This is a genomic window from Chryseobacterium sp. GTID13, from assembly GCF_056172655.1.
This window is the reverse complement of the sequence record NZ_JAOCMB010000005.1, coordinates 1,456,983-1,472,710: the sequence shown is the minus strand read 5'-3', so window position 1 is coordinate 1,472,710 and position 15,728 is coordinate 1,456,983. Positions and strand designations below refer to the sequence as shown.

General features: G+C 38.7%; 15 protein-coding genes and 1 pseudogene. 10 read left to right on the top strand and 6 right to left on the bottom strand.

Annotated elements, in window-relative coordinates; translation table 11 throughout:
- Window positions 1-5: 5 nt before the first annotated feature.
- Window positions 6-1,298 (bottom strand): hypothetical protein, encoded by a 1,293-nt coding sequence (locus N4G44_RS13280; protein ID WP_474927575.1) that lies wholly within the window; start codon window positions 1,296-1,298, stop codon window positions 6-8.
- A 385-nt stretch (window positions 1,299-1,683) separates the two neighbouring features.
- On the opposite strand from N4G44_RS13280, the pseudogene N4G44_RS13275 reads away from it, so the two are divergent.
- From N4G44_RS13275 to N4G44_RS13250, 6 genes and pseudogenes are all read left to right on the top strand, one after another.
- Window positions 1,684-3,209: pseudogene (locus N4G44_RS13275) on the top strand (long-chain-fatty-acid--CoA ligase).
- 1 nt (window position 3,210) lies between these two features.
- Entirely contained in the window at window positions 3,211-4,089 is an 879-nt protein-coding gene (locus N4G44_RS13270) for a prolyl oligopeptidase family serine peptidase (RefSeq protein WP_474927574.1), read from the top strand.
- Window positions 4,090-4,100: 11 nt separating this feature from the next.
- A complete protein-coding gene (locus N4G44_RS13265; protein ID WP_474927573.1) occupies window positions 4,101-6,758 on the top strand; it encodes a TonB-dependent receptor domain-containing protein in 2,658 nt (885 codons plus the stop codon).
- A 1-nt stretch (window position 6,759) separates the two neighbouring features.
- A complete protein-coding gene (locus N4G44_RS13260) occupies window positions 6,760-7,944 on the top strand; it encodes an alpha/beta hydrolase (RefSeq protein ID WP_474927572.1) in 1,185 nt (394 codons plus the stop codon).
- Window positions 7,945-8,133: 189 nt separating this feature from the next.
- Window positions 8,134-8,616, top strand: a complete 483-nt coding sequence (locus N4G44_RS13255) for a hypothetical protein (RefSeq protein WP_474927570.1) — start codon at window positions 8,134-8,136, stop codon at window positions 8,614-8,616.
- Between the two features lie 101 nt (window positions 8,617-8,717).
- Window positions 8,718-9,638: an amidohydrolase family protein gene (locus tag N4G44_RS13250; RefSeq protein ID WP_474927568.1), complete on the top strand. Its 921-nt coding sequence runs from the start codon at window positions 8,718-8,720 to the stop codon at window positions 9,636-9,638.
- A gap of 82 nt (window positions 9,639-9,720) precedes the next feature.
- Here the strand turns inward: N4G44_RS13250 and amyA are convergent, their stop codons facing one another.
- A complete protein-coding gene (gene amyA, locus N4G44_RS13245) occupies window positions 9,721-11,199 on the bottom strand; it encodes an alpha-amylase (RefSeq protein ID WP_474927566.1) in 1,479 nt (492 codons plus the stop codon).
- 41 nt (window positions 11,200-11,240) lie between these two features.
- Window positions 11,241-11,750, bottom strand: coding sequence for a CinA family protein (locus N4G44_RS13240; RefSeq protein ID WP_474927563.1), 510 nt, complete (start codon window positions 11,748-11,750; stop codon window positions 11,241-11,243).
- 422 nt (window positions 11,751-12,172) lie between these two features.
- Here N4G44_RS13240 and N4G44_RS13235 point away from each other — a divergent pair, with 422 nt between their 5' ends.
- Window positions 12,173-12,355, top strand: a complete 183-nt coding sequence (locus N4G44_RS13235; protein ID WP_474927560.1) for a hypothetical protein — start codon at window positions 12,173-12,175, stop codon at window positions 12,353-12,355.
- Between the two features lie 121 nt (window positions 12,356-12,476).
- Window positions 12,477-12,887, top strand: coding sequence for a 5-fold beta-flower protein (locus tag N4G44_RS13230; protein ID WP_474927558.1), 411 nt, complete (start codon window positions 12,477-12,479; stop codon window positions 12,885-12,887).
- A gap of 442 nt (window positions 12,888-13,329) precedes the next feature.
- Here N4G44_RS13230 and N4G44_RS13225 read toward each other — a convergent pair whose 3' ends face one another.
- Window positions 13,330-13,662 (bottom strand): hypothetical protein, encoded by a 333-nt coding sequence (locus N4G44_RS13225; protein WP_474927556.1) that lies wholly within the window; start codon window positions 13,660-13,662, stop codon window positions 13,330-13,332.
- 197 nt (window positions 13,663-13,859) lie between these two features.
- On the opposite strand from N4G44_RS13225, the gene N4G44_RS13220 reads away from it, so the two are divergent.
- Together N4G44_RS13220 and N4G44_RS13215 are read left to right on the top strand one after the other, a co-directional pair.
- Window positions 13,860-14,030: a bacteriocin-like protein gene (locus tag N4G44_RS13220; protein ID WP_409515112.1), complete on the top strand. Its 171-nt coding sequence runs from the start codon at window positions 13,860-13,862 to the stop codon at window positions 14,028-14,030.
- A gap of 100 nt (window positions 14,031-14,130) precedes the next feature.
- On the top strand, window positions 14,131-14,286 hold the full coding sequence (locus N4G44_RS13215) for a hypothetical protein (protein ID WP_474927553.1): 156 nt from the start codon (window positions 14,131-14,133) through the stop codon (window positions 14,284-14,286).
- A 52-nt stretch (window positions 14,287-14,338) separates the two neighbouring features.
- Here the strand turns inward: N4G44_RS13215 and N4G44_RS13210 are convergent, their stop codons facing one another.
- Together N4G44_RS13210 and N4G44_RS13205 are read right to left on the bottom strand one after the other, a co-directional pair.
- A complete protein-coding gene (locus N4G44_RS13210; RefSeq protein WP_474927551.1) occupies window positions 14,339-14,701 on the bottom strand; it encodes a hypothetical protein in 363 nt (120 codons plus the stop codon).
- Window positions 14,702-14,814: 113 nt separating this feature from the next.
- Window positions 14,815-15,618, bottom strand: a complete 804-nt coding sequence (locus N4G44_RS13205; RefSeq protein ID WP_474927549.1) for a PIN domain-containing protein — start codon at window positions 15,616-15,618, stop codon at window positions 14,815-14,817.
- Window positions 15,619-15,728 lie beyond the last annotated feature (110 nt).

The following is a 15,728-nucleotide window of genomic DNA, read 5'->3' as shown; positions in this document are numbered from 1 at the left end:
TTTTCTTATTTTTTGATGATCCTGTAATTATTCGTTTTTTCGTCTTTTTTTATAGTATAATCGTCTTTTAAGAGGAGCATCCAGCCATCTCCTTCAGCTTTTTGTTCTTCAGTTTTTGTTGGCACGCTTACAGACATTTTGCTCCAGTCAGGACTCATTAATGCTCCGTTCTTCACTTCAAGGATGCCCCAGTTGTCTGTGACTCTGATGTTAGGATAAACAGTTCCTTTATCTGGAATAGGCAGGATATTTCTGGGATCAAAAGAAACGTTCATTTTCTCAAAATTGATTTCCAGGTGAGGTTGCTCAATCAATTTGGACTGATATTCAATAATCTGTTTTTTAATTTTATTTTCCCTGACCTGTTCTTCTTTGAAAATTTGAATTCCGTTATAATGATGAGAATTTTTTTCAGCAGCAGCTTTTAAATTGCCAGGGATATTAAGACCAAATTTTTTAATAAAAAAGTCGGTAATATCAGTATTCGCCGAAATCTCCTGATTCCATAAATTATTCTTTAAGCTCAATAAATATCCATAAACAGGAACGGTATGATAAGCAAAGGATCTCACATAGGTAGGGTTTGAAAAGAAAGTATCAATAGAGCTGATAAAATGTTTTTTAGCCTGCTCTTTGCTTCTGCCACTAATGATAAACCCTGTATATTCGGCAATTCCCTCGTTAAGTTCCAGTTGGTTTTCAATACTTGCAGTTTCTGGAAAAAGAGTATTTCTGTATTTTCTGAAAATGAAGGCATTCGCTAAATGTATTTTCCTTTCTTTTTCTGAATCGGAGCTGACGGCTTTTTTCAGAGCTTCCAATTCTAACCGAAGGTATATTCTCCCATCTTTTTGATCTAAATGATTACTTTCCTTATTGCTTTGGGTGAATCCCAGAGAAGGCTGCGCCTTGTGAAACAGTTCGTGAGCCAGTAAATTGACCCGCTCGTCATGATTTCCGGGTAAAGGCAGCATGATCATTGCCCAGCTTTTGCCACTCCATTGAACAGAAGTGTTGGCAATATTCATACTATCCGGTAATTGACCAATGTAGATTTTATTTTGAAGTTTTAAGCTGTTATCCACATTGGGCTCGTTACTATAAACCTGTCGTGTTTTAGGATCAACTAAAAGGATACCTCCATATAAATTTTTGTTCCACAATTTAAACTCTTTTTGAGTTGCATTTTGAATCTCTTCGAAATAAGTGGGAATATTAGCGGGATTTACAGGTTCCGGCTGTTGTCCTAATAGAAATAAACCCTGAATTGAGCATAAAAATCGTAAAATAATTTTCATTATTGCAGCTTTATCTTAAAATTAAAAATCTTCAAATAACCTTTGTATTAATTTTTTAAATATAATCAAAAAAGTCTGACGATAACGAGTTTAAAGCAGGAACATCGGTTTCTTAAGATTGTACATCACAAGCCTGCTCTTAAAGAATGACTTAAAACTTAAACACTTTTGAATGAAAAACTGTAAATATTGATTGCATCGTTGTTTACAGAGGATTGTATTTTTATACACCTTGAAAAAATTTCTTTTTCGTATCACGGAATTTCCTTTTCGTGTCAGCACCTGTTCAGCATATTATTAATTTGGAGTTAAGATTAATTCATATGAAATTTCCTTTAATCAAGGCAGTTTTTCCTATGAATATTAACTTAATGTGAACAAAACTATGCTGAACTTATCAATTTTAGTGGAAGAAAGCGCAAGAAGGAATCCGGAAAAGGAGGCCTTAAGCCTCGGAGAAACCACGATCAACTATAAAAATTTTCATGAAAGAGTTTGCCAGGCAGCCAATGCTTTCGCAAAAAAAGGAATTGGCTATGGTGATAAGGTTGCCTTACTGTGCCCTAATATTCTACAGTTTCCGGTTATTTTTTTCGGAATATTAAAAACCGGGGCAGCAGTTGTTCCGTTTAGCATTTTTCTTAAACCTGAAGAAATAGCTTATCAATTGTCCGATTCTGACAGTAAAATGTTCCTGTGCTTTGCAGGAACTCCGGAAATGCCTGTTGGAAAGTTCGGAAAGGAAGGATTTGATAAAAGCGGCTCATGCAAAAACTTTATCAGTATAGGAAATCTTTCTGAAGAGGTGGAGAGTTTTGATAATTTAATTAAAGATGAAGAAACACAATTTGAATCTCATATTACCTCATCAGAAGATACAGCCGTTATTATTTATACCTCGGGAACTACCGGAAAACCGAAAGGCGCCGAGCTTTCACACATTAACCTGTTTACCAACTCGGAAGCCAGCACCTCTATCATTGGATCTACCGAATTTGAAGCCCAGCTTGTTGTTTTACCTTTATTTCACATTTTTGGTTTAACGGTGATGATGCTTGCAGGAATCCGGAGATCACTTCACCTTGTCCTGATGCCGAAATTTGACGCCAAATCGGTTTATCAACTTATTATCCGTTTTGATATCCGAATTTTTGCCGGAGTTCCCTCCATGTACTGGGCTCTTCTGAATGAGGAAAACACTGAAGAAAATACAAAAAGCATTAAAAACCTGAGAATCTGTGTTTCCGGTGGAGCATCCCTTCCTGTAAAAATCATTGACGAATTTGAAAGCCGTTTCGGAGTTCCCATTATCGAAGGATATGGCATGTCCGAAGGTTCCCCTGTGGTCACTTTCAACCAGCTGCAGATAGGCCGCAAGCCAGGCTCCATCGGAACTCCGATCTGGGGCGTTGAGGTAAAGATTGCAGATGATGACGGTAATGAGCTTCCGGCAGGTGAAAAAGGCGAACTCATCTTCCGTGGTCCCAACGTAATGAAATCCTATTATAAAAAGGAAAAAGAAACCCGGGAAGTCCTGAAAAATGGATGGTTGTTTTCCGGAGATATCGCGGTAAAAGACGAAGACGGTTTTTTCTTTATTGTAGACCGTAAAAAGGAAATGATTATCAGAGGCGGAATGAATGTCTACCCACGCGAAGTAGAAGAATTGATGATGAGGAACCCGGATATTTCTATGGTTGCCGTTATCGGCATCGCTGATGAAAAACTGGGCGAAGAAATAAAGGCTTTTGTTGTAAAGAAAAAGAAAGTCAGGTATCTGAGGAAGATATAAAGCGATGGACAAAAGAAAGAATTGCCCAATACAAATATCCCCGGATTATAGAATTTATTAATGAGTTGCCTATAAGCGCAACAGGAAAAATACTTAAAAAAAATTTAAAAACCAGCTGAAATGAATTATTTTAAAATAGCAGTGTTGTCCATCGGATTATTGGCAACAGGCTGCGCCACACAGAATAGTGGAAGCGTTCAGGCGGTCTCTGCAAATCAAAAGCAGGAAAAGCTTACCAACATACAATACGGCTCGCACGAAAGGAATGTGATGGATGTTTACCTTCCTGCAGACAGAAGCCCGAAAACCGCATTTCTTGTTTATATCCACGGAGGAGCGTGGACGCAGGGCGACAAAACTTATGATACTAAAATTTCCGAATACCTTCTTTCGCAGGGAATTGCCGTTGCCAATCTGAATTACCGGTATGCCAATCTTACGGACACCCATCTGCCGGAGCTTCTGGATGATATTGATAATGTTGTAAAGTACCTGTCTTCCCATTCCAAAGAGTGGAATACGAGGGAAAAAGGCTTTTCAATTTCCGGAGGAAGTTCGGGAGCGCACGTTTCGCTGATGTATGCCTATACAAAGAATCCCCAGATCAAAACAATAATAGAAATGTGCGGCCCCGTAGACTTTACAGATGTTCAGACTTTGCAGTATGTAAAAGCAGCAAACCTTCTGGAAGTTTTGGATAAAATGTCCGGAAACAAAGTGGTCTGGAGTCCGGGGGATAAGATTCCCGACGCCTACGCCAAAACGAGTCCTGTAAAGTTTGTGAATCAGATTCCCACTATGATTATTCATGGTGATAAAGATGAGGTAGTTCCCATTCAGCAGGCCTATATCCTGGAAAACGCCCTGAAAGCGAAAGGTACTCCATACAAAATGTTAGTTATTCCAGGAGCAGGGCATATGATTACAAAATTACCTGCGGATGAACAGACCGTATTCACCAACGTGGCGGAATGGCTTAAAAAATATGGTACAAATTAACTGTTAAACATATGAAGACTAGATTTTTAAATACAAAAATAACTGCAGCCATACTTTTTCTGACCGCCTCCTCAAATCTGTTTGCCCAGAAAAAAGAAGCTGATACAGCGAAAGCAAAAGATATCGATGAAGTGATCGTGACCGGGGTATTTGATAAAAGAACAAGGATGAATGCTCCTGTGGCTATCTCTGTTCTGAAAAGCGAGGTCATTGAGAAGCAGGTCCCTGTAAGTGCCGCAGATCTCCTGAAAAACGTTCCCGGTGTCTATGTGAACTCATCATTAGGAGAAATCCGGAACAATGTAAGCTCAAGAGGGATCAGCGCCGGTTCTGCGGACGGTACTTTTGCTTATGAATATATATCGATGCAGGAAGACGGTTTGCCGGTAACCAATACCACTTATTATAATTATGGCCCTGACTTTTTCCTGAGAGCAGATGCCACGATTTCCCAGATTGATGCGGTAAGAGGAGGACCTGCCTCTATTACGGCTGCCAACGCACCGGGAGGAATTTTCAATTATATTTCCAAAACAGGAGGCAATAAATTCGAAGGGGAAATCCGTGCGAAATATGGAATTCAGGGAGCTAATAACTCAGGGTATCATAGAATAGATGCCGACTTTGGAGGACCTTTGGGAAATAACTGGTTTTTTAACATTGGAGGGTTTTACCGATATGATTTAGGGGCCCGGTATGCAGGCTATCCGTTTAACAACGGAGGCCAAGTAAAAGCCAATATTGTAAAAAAATACAATAAGGGAAGCCTTAAAGTTTTCCTTAAATATCTGGATGACAGAAATGGCTATGCCCAACTGATTCCTACCAGAAACTATACGTCTCCCGAACCGGCAGAAGGGTTCAGCAGCAGTTCGTCTATGCTTATTCCGGAGCTGCAGTACAATTCTCCGGATTTTATTCATGGAGGCAATGTAGATTATAATTCAGGTCGCCTGGTAAGCAATAAATACCGTTCCGTAGGACTCAACTGGGATCATAATCTGGGAAATGACTGGAAACTGTTCTTCGCAAGCAAATATTCTGATAATGATGTGGTACAGAACAGTGTGGGAAATTCTTTTCTTACCTCACTGGATGATATGACCTCTTATTTTTTGGTCGGCGGACTGGGAATCGGGACTTACTCCTTTAAAGATGCGCTTACGGGGCAGGAACTTGCGAGTGTGAATTCTACCCTTGGAGCCGGAGGACTGCCGGTTTACCAGATCACCAGGAACCAGCTTCCGGGTCAATCGATCCAGAATAATTCATTTGTAATGTCTGTGCTTAATTTTTATGAAAATAAAGTGAAAGAATCCATGAATCAGCTGACCATCAATAAAAAATGGAACAATATGAATTTCTCGTTTGGAGGTTATTACGGCTATTCGGATGTATGGCGTTTTTCCGGAATCAACGGGATAGGGCTTACGACTTTGGAGAACAGGCCCAGAATGCTCACTGTAAGCCTAACAGGTGTCACTACTTTGGATTTTACAAAGCCGGGCGTTTATCAGCTGACCAATAATGATGGTTTTGCACAGGCAGCAGGCAGTACGGGAGATTTGATTGAATTTAGAGTCAGGCAGCAGCAGGGAGCCGTATTTTTTGGACATACCTGGGATATCACAGATCACCTGACTCTGGATTGGGGAATCCGGTATGAAAAAGTATGGATCAAAGGAGATAATACCAGAACCTATCTGTTTTCAGATAAAAACGGAGGAACGGATGGTAACATCTTTACCCTGTACAATAACAATGCTTTAACGAAGCTTACCAATGTAGCCTACAGCAGGCAGCTGGAAAACTTTTCTTATTCGGCGGCATTGAATTATAAGTTCAATAATAATGTAGCCGTATATGCCAGATATTCCAAAGGCAGCAAGTCTCCGGATCTTGACATGTTCTTTGCAGCCAACAGGCCGGAAACCATCGATTTATTAAATCCGCAATCCAGAAAAACACAGCAGGTGGAAATGGGTTTTAAAACCAAAACTACTTATTTTGATGCCTTTATAACCCCGTTTTACAGTTTGCTGAGCAATATTCCTTACAGCTTTATGGCTGATGACGGCAAAGGCGGGTTCTATACTACACCGTCCCTGTACAATAAAAACGAAACCTTCGGTATTGAATTGGAAACCAATATAAAGCCTGTTGATAATTTTAATATCAGAGCGGTGCTTACCCTGCAAAATCCGAAAGTTAAAGAAGGATATTTATGGAATCTGGGAAATGCCGGCCCTTCGGATGATACCGTTTCCTCGTATTCGGGAACTACAATTGCCTATACTCCAAAAATTATGGCCAACGTTACTCCTAATCTGAAAATCGGCAAAGCATACGGATTTGTAACCTGGAGCTATATGGGTAAAAGGGAAGGAAGCAATACCAATGTTTATAAACTGCCCGGATTTTCCCAGTTTGACCTTGGATTAGGATATAATTTAAGCGAAAACATCAGCATGCTGGTGAATGTGAATAATGTGTTTAATAAGTATGGGGTGATGAGTTATCAAAGACCAGGGACGCTTCAGCAGCAGCTTGCCGGTTTCGAAAACTTTACCCAGGCAGAATATAATTCGGCAGTAGCCAATAATACACCTTACTTCACTATTGCCATTCCGCCTACTTCCGCTTATCTTACGGTAACCTATAAATTTTAGCATGATGAAAAAGTTTTTAACTATATTTTTTGCCGTTTTGCTCTTCATTATCCTGTCGTTACTGGTTATTCCCATGATTTCGGTGTATCTGAAAACGCCGATGCTCCTGAGCGGTTACAGCAGTTCGTTTACCATTCAGTTCAATTCCCAGTTTGTGGTTTTAGGGCTGGTATTACTAGTGATCTGTTTCTTTTTTTATAGATATGGAAAGTATTGGCGGAAGCTACTGAGGGTTAATCTGATCCTTTCGGTTCTGTTTTTTCTTGCCCAGGTTTATTTCACGGCGGTAATGTTGTCTACTGCCAGAAAATATAAAACCCATGGTTCATTTTCTCAGGGGCTAAAAAGTCAGAAAGAACCCGTAAAGCCTGATGAAACCTATTCTTATCTTACTGTTTACAACGAAAAACAGCATATGGATGTTTTCTATCCTGAAAAGAAATCTTCAAAACCCACAGTTCCCGTTATTCTTGTTCATGGGGGTGCCTTCGTTGAGGGAAACAGAACACAGGTGGGGTATGCAGCCAATTGGTTTAAAGATCACGGCTATACTGTTTTTTCTATCGATTATCCTTTGGGAAAATATGACCGCCAGAATTGGGAATCTGCCGTTAATTCCGTAGTGACTTCCATGGGATTTATTGCAAAAAATTCAAAGAAGTTCAATGTTGATCCGGATAAACTGGTATTGGTTGGCGGTTCTGCGGGAGCGGCTTTAGTGATGCAGGCAGATTTAGGATTAAGAAAAGGTTTTGCAAAGCCTTATGATTCCCTGCAGGCTCCGGTTCCGGCGGCAGTTATTGCCATTTATCCGCCTGTCAGCTTATCTGAGCTATGGCAGAAAATAGATGAGAAAAAGAATATCGACCTCAAAGATGCGGCGAGAAAATATCTTGGAGGTTCTCCTTCAGAATTTCCACAGCGGTATGCGCAGCTTAATTTAATAGACCAGCTTTCGGAAGGGATTTCTCCAACATTTATTATTGCCGGAGAAATAGACCACGTTGTGAATGTAGAAGCTACCAGAAAGTTCGTAAAAAGAGCGGAAGAGCTGAAACTGCCTGTTTCCTATGTTGAAATTCCTTATGGTGAACATGTTTTTGATGCAAATTCCAATTCCATTGCCGGGCAGATTGAATGGAACAAAATAGGGGAGTTTTTGAAAAATAATCATCTGGAAAACTGATAACTGTATTCATAACCAGTTTGAAAAGCATTGTATAGGATCATTACAATGCTTTTTTGAGCCCATTTTTGTGAAATATCCTGATAGAATTGCGTGGTATGCATTAACTTTGTAGCTTTATTGAAACTTTTCAGCAGAATTGTTTTAATGATAAGTGCATCACCTATGCAAACAAGTTCCCACATTAATATGAAAAGACAACTTACTTATATTTTACTCCTTGGATTTCCTTTTTTCGGCGGTCAGAATAAAATGGCCGGACAATCTACCTATGCCCAGGACTGGAAATCATCCGAACAGAAGAACGAAGCTCTTGCTTTTGATGCAGATATAAAATTATCAGATGCAGAAATGGCCTTGAATAAAAAATTATTTCAGCTGAGAAAACAAGTCCTTACCGAAGCAGAAGCACAAAAAATATCCCTGTTCAACAGTTCTTTTAATGAATTAAAACCCCTGATTGAAACCACCGGATTGTTTAAAATCATCCTGACAATGCCGAAAGGAGGCTTGCTGCACAGCCACAGCGGAGGGCTGGCAGATGCTAAATGGGTGATTTCGGCGGCAAGAAAATATAAGGAATGCTACGTTTACGATCAGAAGGATAATGACCGGTATATTTTTGGTCAGCTGGCCTTTTTGCAAAAGAAAATGTTCCGGCAGGATTTGTAAGCCTGGATAAGAAACTGGCTTCGGACCCCGGCTTTGAAAAAGAACTGCAGGATCTTCTTACCTTAAAAAGGGATAAGCTGTGTACCTATACGGATTACTGGGTGGAGTTTGAGAAGCGCTTTAAACGCATCAATCTCCTGCTGCCTTACCGTCCTTTCTTCAAAGAATATTATCTGAAGGGTTTTAAGGATCTGACCAAAGATCATGTACAGCATGTGGAGATCAGGTTTATATTCGATGAGCTTTACGATTTTCAGCATGGAAAATATCCTTTAAAAACGTCAATTACAGATTTGCAGGAGGTTGTTAAGCAGGTCCGCCAAACCAATCCGGAATTCAGCTTAAAATTAATTTACTCCAGCTTTAAATTCCTGGATCCGGAAAGTGTGGAAAAGCAGCTTGAAACTGCTTTTGAGCTCAAAAAAGAATTCCCGGACATGATTTCGGGTTTTGATCTTGTGGCGGATGAGGCTGCCGGAAACAGCATTTATTCCTTTCAGAAAGACTGGATGAAGCTGAATGAACTTTCTAAAAAATATGGGGTAGAAATGCCGCTTTTCCTTCATGCCGGCGAAAGCAATTCTGTTTTCAATAAAAATATCCTGGATGTTACTTTACTCAATAACCGGCGGATAGGGCATGGCCTTAACCTGATCTATTTTCCGGCCACAATGGAACAGGTCAGGAAGCAAGATAAGCTGGTAGAGGTAAGTCCTATCAGCAACCAGATTCTGGGCTATGTAAGCGACTTAAGGAACCATCCCGCAAGGGTTTTGCTGAGCAACGGTGTGCAGTGCTCCATTAACAGCGACGATCCGTCGGTATATGGCTACGAAGGCCTCAGCTATGATTTCTGGGTGGCTTTTATGTACTGGGAGCTGGATGTGAAAGCACTTAAAAAGCTTGTCTTTAACTCCGTTAATTACTCTTCTTTGAATAAAGACCAGAAAAAGGACGCCCTTGTCTACCTGAACAAGCAGTGGAATGATTTTGTTCAAAACGGAAATAAAAGTTTGAACTAAATGCCCGGATAAGGATACTCATTCGAGGTTTTCCATGTGTCGTGTCCGGAATATGGACGGGATTGCTGTTGATTCAATTAGTTTATTGCCGGGAAAAACAGTACCAGACACTTACCGATCCGGGATTTACCCAAAATGTTGCTTTCCCGTTTTCGTCTGCTGTAATTTCGTCGTTTCGGTGTTCCAGAAAATCCCTGTATTGGAAATGGGCATATTCTTTTCCGAGGTTGATTTCCTTAAAGCCTTCATCACCATTGGAAAGGATCACGATGCATCCGCAGTTGTCCTGATTTCCTTTACGAACCCAGGCAATGCAATTAGGATGATCAAAATAATTAATTTGTTCACCATGCGCAAACTTTTGTCTTGCTTCCAGGAGTTTGGGCAAAGCTTCCACTTTCGGCATTGTAATGTTTATTTCCTGATCGTCCCGAGTATCTGTATAATCTGCCCCGAAAAGGTCAGGATAAAATACGCAGGGATAAGCATCTTCCGACAAGAGGATAACGGCATAGGCCAATGGTTTAAACCAGTCCTGTACTGATGATTCCAGGGCCTGAAGCTGCTGCGTATCATGGTTTTCAACAAAAGATACGGAGAAGACCGGTTTTTTTTCAAGGAAGCTTCCTTTTAAGATTTGGGTGAGGTCGTAATTTCGTCCTTTTTTTGAAGCTTCAAAGAAATTATAGTGTAAAGGCGCATCAAAACAGGAGATAAGATCATCCATTTTATCTGAAAAATATGAAATTTTTTCAGCTTCATCTTTCCAGAATTCGCCTAAAATATAACAGTCGGGATTGAGTTCTGTTTTAATATAGGTGATCCATTCTTTAAGGAAACCGGAAGAAATATGCTTTAGGGCATCCAGCCTTATTCCATCCACTTTTGTTGTTTCAAGATACCATTGGATCCAGTTTTTCATTTCCTGTACTACATAAGGATTTCTGTATTCTATATCTGCACCCATCAGATAATCATAGTTTCCAAACTGGTGACTTACTGCGTCCGTCCAGTCTGTTCCGTATTCATTATGAATTTTGAAGATGCCTTCTTTCTTTTCTCCATTTTGGCTGATGGTATCTATTCCGCTGAAACACTGGTGATCCCAGATGAAATCGGAATATTTTCTTTGTCTTCCGGGAAAAGTAAATCTTGTAAAGGCCGAAACTTCCATTGGATCTGTGAGAATTTCATTCCGGTTTTCATTGTTTACCTCATGCACTGTAATATTTTCCTCTTCATCTCCTCCCATCCTGTGATTAAGTACAATATCCGCATATACGGACAAGCCGGCTTCATGAGCTTTCCGGATAGCGGCCAGGTATTCTTCTTTTGTCCCGTATCTGGTGGGGATTCCTCCTTTCTGATCAAATTCGCCAAGATCATAAGGGTCGTAGGTGTCATAGCCCCTTCCATCTTTTCCCAGACTGCATTTTGTAGCAGGCGGGAACCATACGGCTGTGAATCCGAGATTTTTTAGAAATTCTGCCTGTCCGGAAAATTCGTTCCAGAGACTCCCTGAATAATACCAGTGAAAGTATTGTATAATTACGCCATTCATTATTATTTATATTTTGTAAAGTGCTTTCTTATATTTTGAAATTATATTTTCTGCTGCTGTACGGATTGCTTTTCCATTTCAACTTTCAGACATTCGAGGATAAATTCGCTGTAGCATAGCTGGGCATCTATGGATTCTTTTCTGTGGTATAGATCCATTTTCCTGGAAAGAATAATTTCGCTTTTGTAGGCAAAAGAGAAGTAAGCAAAAAGCTTGTGGCCTGATTCTTCAACGGGAGTTGCATATCCGGTGACGGCAATTCCCCAGTCTGTATTGAACAATTGGGAGACATTCAATGCCATGGTCTCAGCAATCTTAGGGGATACGCAGTCATACAGCCTGGCTTCATGCTCATCTACATGCAGCAGCTTCACCTTTTCTTCAAGAGTATATGCAGTAATGCCGCCTTTAAACAGTTCTGAAGCATCTTTGATCTGTGAGAATGAAAACTGTAAAAAGCCGGCTGTTACGCTTTCGGCAATCGAAACGGTTTCGTTGTGCTTCTGTAAATGCAGGCCAATAAATTCCAGTAAATCTTTCTGAAGATTCATAATTTAAATTGATTTTAACAGTTCCGGTCCGGGATTTTAACCAAGGGATTTTCCCTGGTTTTATCAAATTGAGGATTCCTTAGGTTCATATTCCGTAAGTCCTCTTTAAAAAACCTAATTTCGGGAATAAACAGGGAAATTAATATGACTTAAGTCAATTGATGACAATAGTTACCAGCCCTTTTAATCAAAGGTATAAAGTTCTGATCAGCTCCTTTATGATTGGCATCATAATCAATCTGCAATAATAGGCTGGAGGCGGAGAAACCTTTAAAATGCAAATACTGACTGTATCAGAAACTATTATTGTGTATTCATGTAACCGGAATCAATAATGAATTATTAATTGCTGTAATGTGGTCCAGATCATAAAAATACAGTTTTTAATTATCTAAGTTTGAGGTAACCAAAACTATATTCTTATGAAACTATCTTTTATATTCATTCTTTTTGTTTTTGCAGGCTGTACCAAATCTGAAACCCAATACAGAAATGAGGCTGACAAGAAATCCACAGTGAACGATAGAAAGTCTGATACCATCCACGTAATACCTGAAGTTTCCGATACCTCAACCGTTGCTAAAGACAGTGCTGATGTGCATTAAAACTAACGGGAAAGAAGACAAATTCCAAAACGATTACAGATATGCTGAACAGGAACCTGATTTTCTTTTATAATCCGTACTTTACATTACTTGTTTTTTTAAGTATAAAAAATTAAAAACCATGAAAAAAACTCTATTGATCTGTTTCGTTTTACTGAATCTTTCCATTGTGTGTGCACAAACTATAGAATCGGGAAGCCGGAGTACAACGGGCTACATCAAGCCGGACGGAACTATTGAAAACAGCAGCCGATCGACCGTAGGGTACATCAGGCCAGACGGGACGATCGAGGATAAAAGCCGCTGGACCATCGGTTACATTAAAAGTGATGGCACCATAGAAGATAAAAGCCGTTCTACCGTAGGTTATGTAAAAAAAGACGGGACAGTAGAAAACAGCAGCCGTTCCACCATTGGTTACATCAAAGACGATGGAACTGTTGAAAACAACAGCCGGAGTACTATTGGCTATGCTAAAGGCATCAGAAAAGAGTGGGCGGCGGTAGTGTATTTCTTCTTCATGTTAGATTGATCATTTTTTTGTTTAATGATCTTATCAGATGTATCTATACCCAGTTCACAACCGTCTTCAGGTAGTGTAACATGGGTTATAGGTTCTTAATAACGGTCTGAAGCCCGTTTCATAAGCCTCGGGAGACCGTTATGCAAGTGGTTTTACCCCTTGGGTAAGGGGGATCGGCCGTTCCTTAAGGGGTGTCGGCAGTTGGGCAAGTGCCTCCGGACGGTTGGGGAAGTGCCTTGAGACGCTTTGGTAAGGCCTACAGGCTTTGTAAGCGGCTTTTTTGTTATTTCCCGGAATGTTTTTCCAGATTGTTTTATTAAAAATTAGCGCACAAGAAGATAAATTCCGACACCAATGGCGGCATAAGCCACAACCGTAATAATATCAGCTATAGGCTGCGAAAAGCGTTTTTCTGCAATTTTCTCACCATTGATCTGGTTCTTATGGAATTTCAGGATTTTTTAGGATTATGAACCGGGTGGGCTACCAGACTGTCGCTTTCCCACTTGTCAACGATTACTTTGTAACTCCTGCCATCCACGTCTATTTTCACATTTTTACCGGTGGCAAGTTTCTCCTGAACATTTACCGGGGCAGGCATTGGCTGTGGGTTCTGGGATTCAGCAGCTGCATTTTTCATTGGATTGGCAGTAGTATTAGCCATTGCTGCATTATTTTTAGACTGCTTATCGTTGGCCGCCGGATCCGCCGGCTTTTTTACCTGATAAGTATAGCAGCTGGTAAGGGAACATAATATAATGATGAAATAAAGATTCTTTCGCATGAGCCAAATTTAAGAATTAAACGGAATATTTGGTGTTTTCTTTTGAAAGATGATCGTTTTTGTTTTGATACTATTGTTGAGGAGATTTTGGAGAATAGAAAAAGTAAGCCTTACTTTTCAGCAGAGAGTATGGAATTTATTATTCACACAATAAAGAATTTATGTATATTTAGCCTTCAACAAATTAAAATTTAAGCATGAAAAAATTCAAAAAACTCTCAAGAGAAAATTTAAAAGCAATTAAAGGTGCTGGTAATCCAATTGTGTGTCCAGCTAAATACTATCTCAAATGTGAATCAATATACGTATGCGATCCAGACCAGGGTATTTACGACTGCCTATGTTCTTGCGTTCCAATTGGCTCTTAAAAAACTAACACCCTAACTAAAGGGTGTTTTTTCTTTATTCAACTAATTCTTAAAATTTTGGAGACATGATAATAAGCCTATTGAGTTATGAAGCAACAAGGTGATTGCTCAGAAAATTAATTATGTACATCAAAATCCGGTAGAAGCAGGTTTAGTTTTTCGTGCGGAAGATTATAGATACAGCAGTGCAATAGATTATTCTGATGAAAAAGGACTTTTAGATCATATTGTTGTTTTTAGAATGTTTGATTTATAATGCTAGAAACCACACGAAAGGATTCGTGCAGTAGCGGCGGGCTAATTATAAATTAAACTTTGCTGAATGTTTCAAATTTATTATTCTGATTAATAAATCCCGGTATAATTTTCACATTATTATTAAAGAAATCTACAGATTTTATAATTCTCAAGCTTCTATCAATAATTTTTGTAGCATTAGGAAAATGATTATAAACAATAATAAAATTTATTTTTTTATAGCGACTATTAAAGCTGTTTATTTTTTTTACTTTTTGGTCTAACATTGTTGCAAATTTTTCAAAACCATTAAATTCAAATATTTCAAATCCAATTTGGGTTCCGTCTTTATCGGTACAAAATAAATCTGGATAATATGATAAGTTTTGAAAATGAGAGACATTTTTATAATAATCCAGTACCCATTCTTTCACTTTTTCCTTAACATCATCTTCAATAATCAGATTCCCATTTTCTTGTTCTTCAATTTCTAGCTCTTTTACAACTTTCTCATCAGCACCATAAAGCTCTAAAAGCTCGGAAAGTTTTATAATACTGAATGATTTATTAGGAGCTTTACCTCTAAACTCTGTAAGTAACTCAAATTTAGGATATAAACTTTGTTTGTCAACCTGGTAAAACCAGTCTTTTTTTCATCACTAGAAATAAAGATTATGTCCTTTTTATATTTTTCTGCTAACTCTAAGATTGTAAGCCAAATTAATAAATCACCAATTCCTCCGTCCTCTTTATTTTTATCTTCATAGCCTGGAGGAATTTTATTTTCATATCTATAATCTAAATCTTGTTTTATTTTAATCTCATCTAATGTAATATCATAAATTACTTCTTCTGTGAATAAGGTCTTATAAAGTTGGCTCACAGGGTCATTCCATGACCACTCTTTTACATGTTCTATAACTTTGCCTAATTGTTTTGCATACTCTTGTAATTGAGAATTAATTTTATCTTCTTTAGCAAATAATCCATCATATTCTTTTATACCACTTAATAATGGATATCTACCTATATTCAGCTTTGGTATACTATTCCTTCTTAGATTCAATTGTTGGAAAACTTCTTTTATTTTTTCAGGTCTTATTCTGGCAAATTCCCGTGCTACTTGACCGGGAATAAAAAGCCTGTTTTCTCCAATAATTTTCGTATAGACTTTTTTTATTTCATCAAGACTTTCTGAGCTAGTTGTATAAGGGATTATCAAAGAATTTGTGTCAAGTATAAACAGACAGTCATTTTTTATTTCAGAAATAGGTTTACCAGATACACCGAAAATATCCTTTGCGTTCGGGTAAAGCTTATTTATGATAAATATGTCTTTATTATTGCTCATTTTGATAAATTTTAATGGAGTTTATTTTATGCTAATAATACTGTATCTGCAGTTTATAGTTTCCTATAAACAACAAAAATAAAAATCATTATAAAATTTTGTATCCGTAT

Bases quoted from the DNA above. Each gene is read 5' to 3' on its own strand.
- N4G44_RS13270 (WP_474927574.1), top strand. From the start codon at position 3,211: ATGAATTATTTTAAAATAGCAGTGTTGTCCATCGGATTATTGGCAACA.
- N4G44_RS13235 (WP_474927560.1), top strand. From the start codon at position 12,173: ATGAAACTATCTTTTATATTCATTCTTTTTGTTTTTGCAGGCTGTACC.
- N4G44_RS13220 (WP_409515112.1), top strand. From the start codon at position 13,860: ATGAAAAAATTCAAAAAACTCTCAAGAGAAAATTTAAAAGCAATTAAA.
- N4G44_RS13260 (WP_474927572.1), top strand. From the start codon at position 6,760: ATGATGAAAAAGTTTTTAACTATATTTTTTGCCGTTTTGCTCTTCATT.
- N4G44_RS13240 (WP_474927563.1), bottom strand. From the start codon at position 11,750: ATGAATCTTCAGAAAGATTTACTGGAATTTATTGGCCTGCATTTACAG.
- N4G44_RS13225 (WP_474927556.1), bottom strand. From the start codon at position 13,662: ATGCGAAAGAATCTTTATTTCATCATTATATTATGTTCCCTTACCAGC.
- N4G44_RS13265 (WP_474927573.1), top strand. From the start codon at position 4,101: ATGAAGACTAGATTTTTAAATACAAAAATAACTGCAGCCATACTTTTT.
- amyA (WP_474927566.1), bottom strand. From the start codon at position 11,199: ATGAATGGCGTAATTATACAATACTTTCACTGGTATTATTCAGGGAGT.
- N4G44_RS13280 (WP_474927575.1), bottom strand. From the start codon at position 1,298: ATGAAAATTATTTTACGATTTTTATGCTCAATTCAGGGTTTATTTCTA.
- N4G44_RS13255 (WP_474927570.1), top strand. From the start codon at position 8,134: ATGAAAAGACAACTTACTTATATTTTACTCCTTGGATTTCCTTTTTTC.
- N4G44_RS13205 (WP_474927549.1), bottom strand. From the start codon at position 15,618: ATGAGCAATAATAAAGACATATTTATCATAAATAAGCTTTACCCGAAC.
- N4G44_RS13230 (WP_474927558.1), top strand. From the start codon at position 12,477: ATGAAAAAAACTCTATTGATCTGTTTCGTTTTACTGAATCTTTCCATT.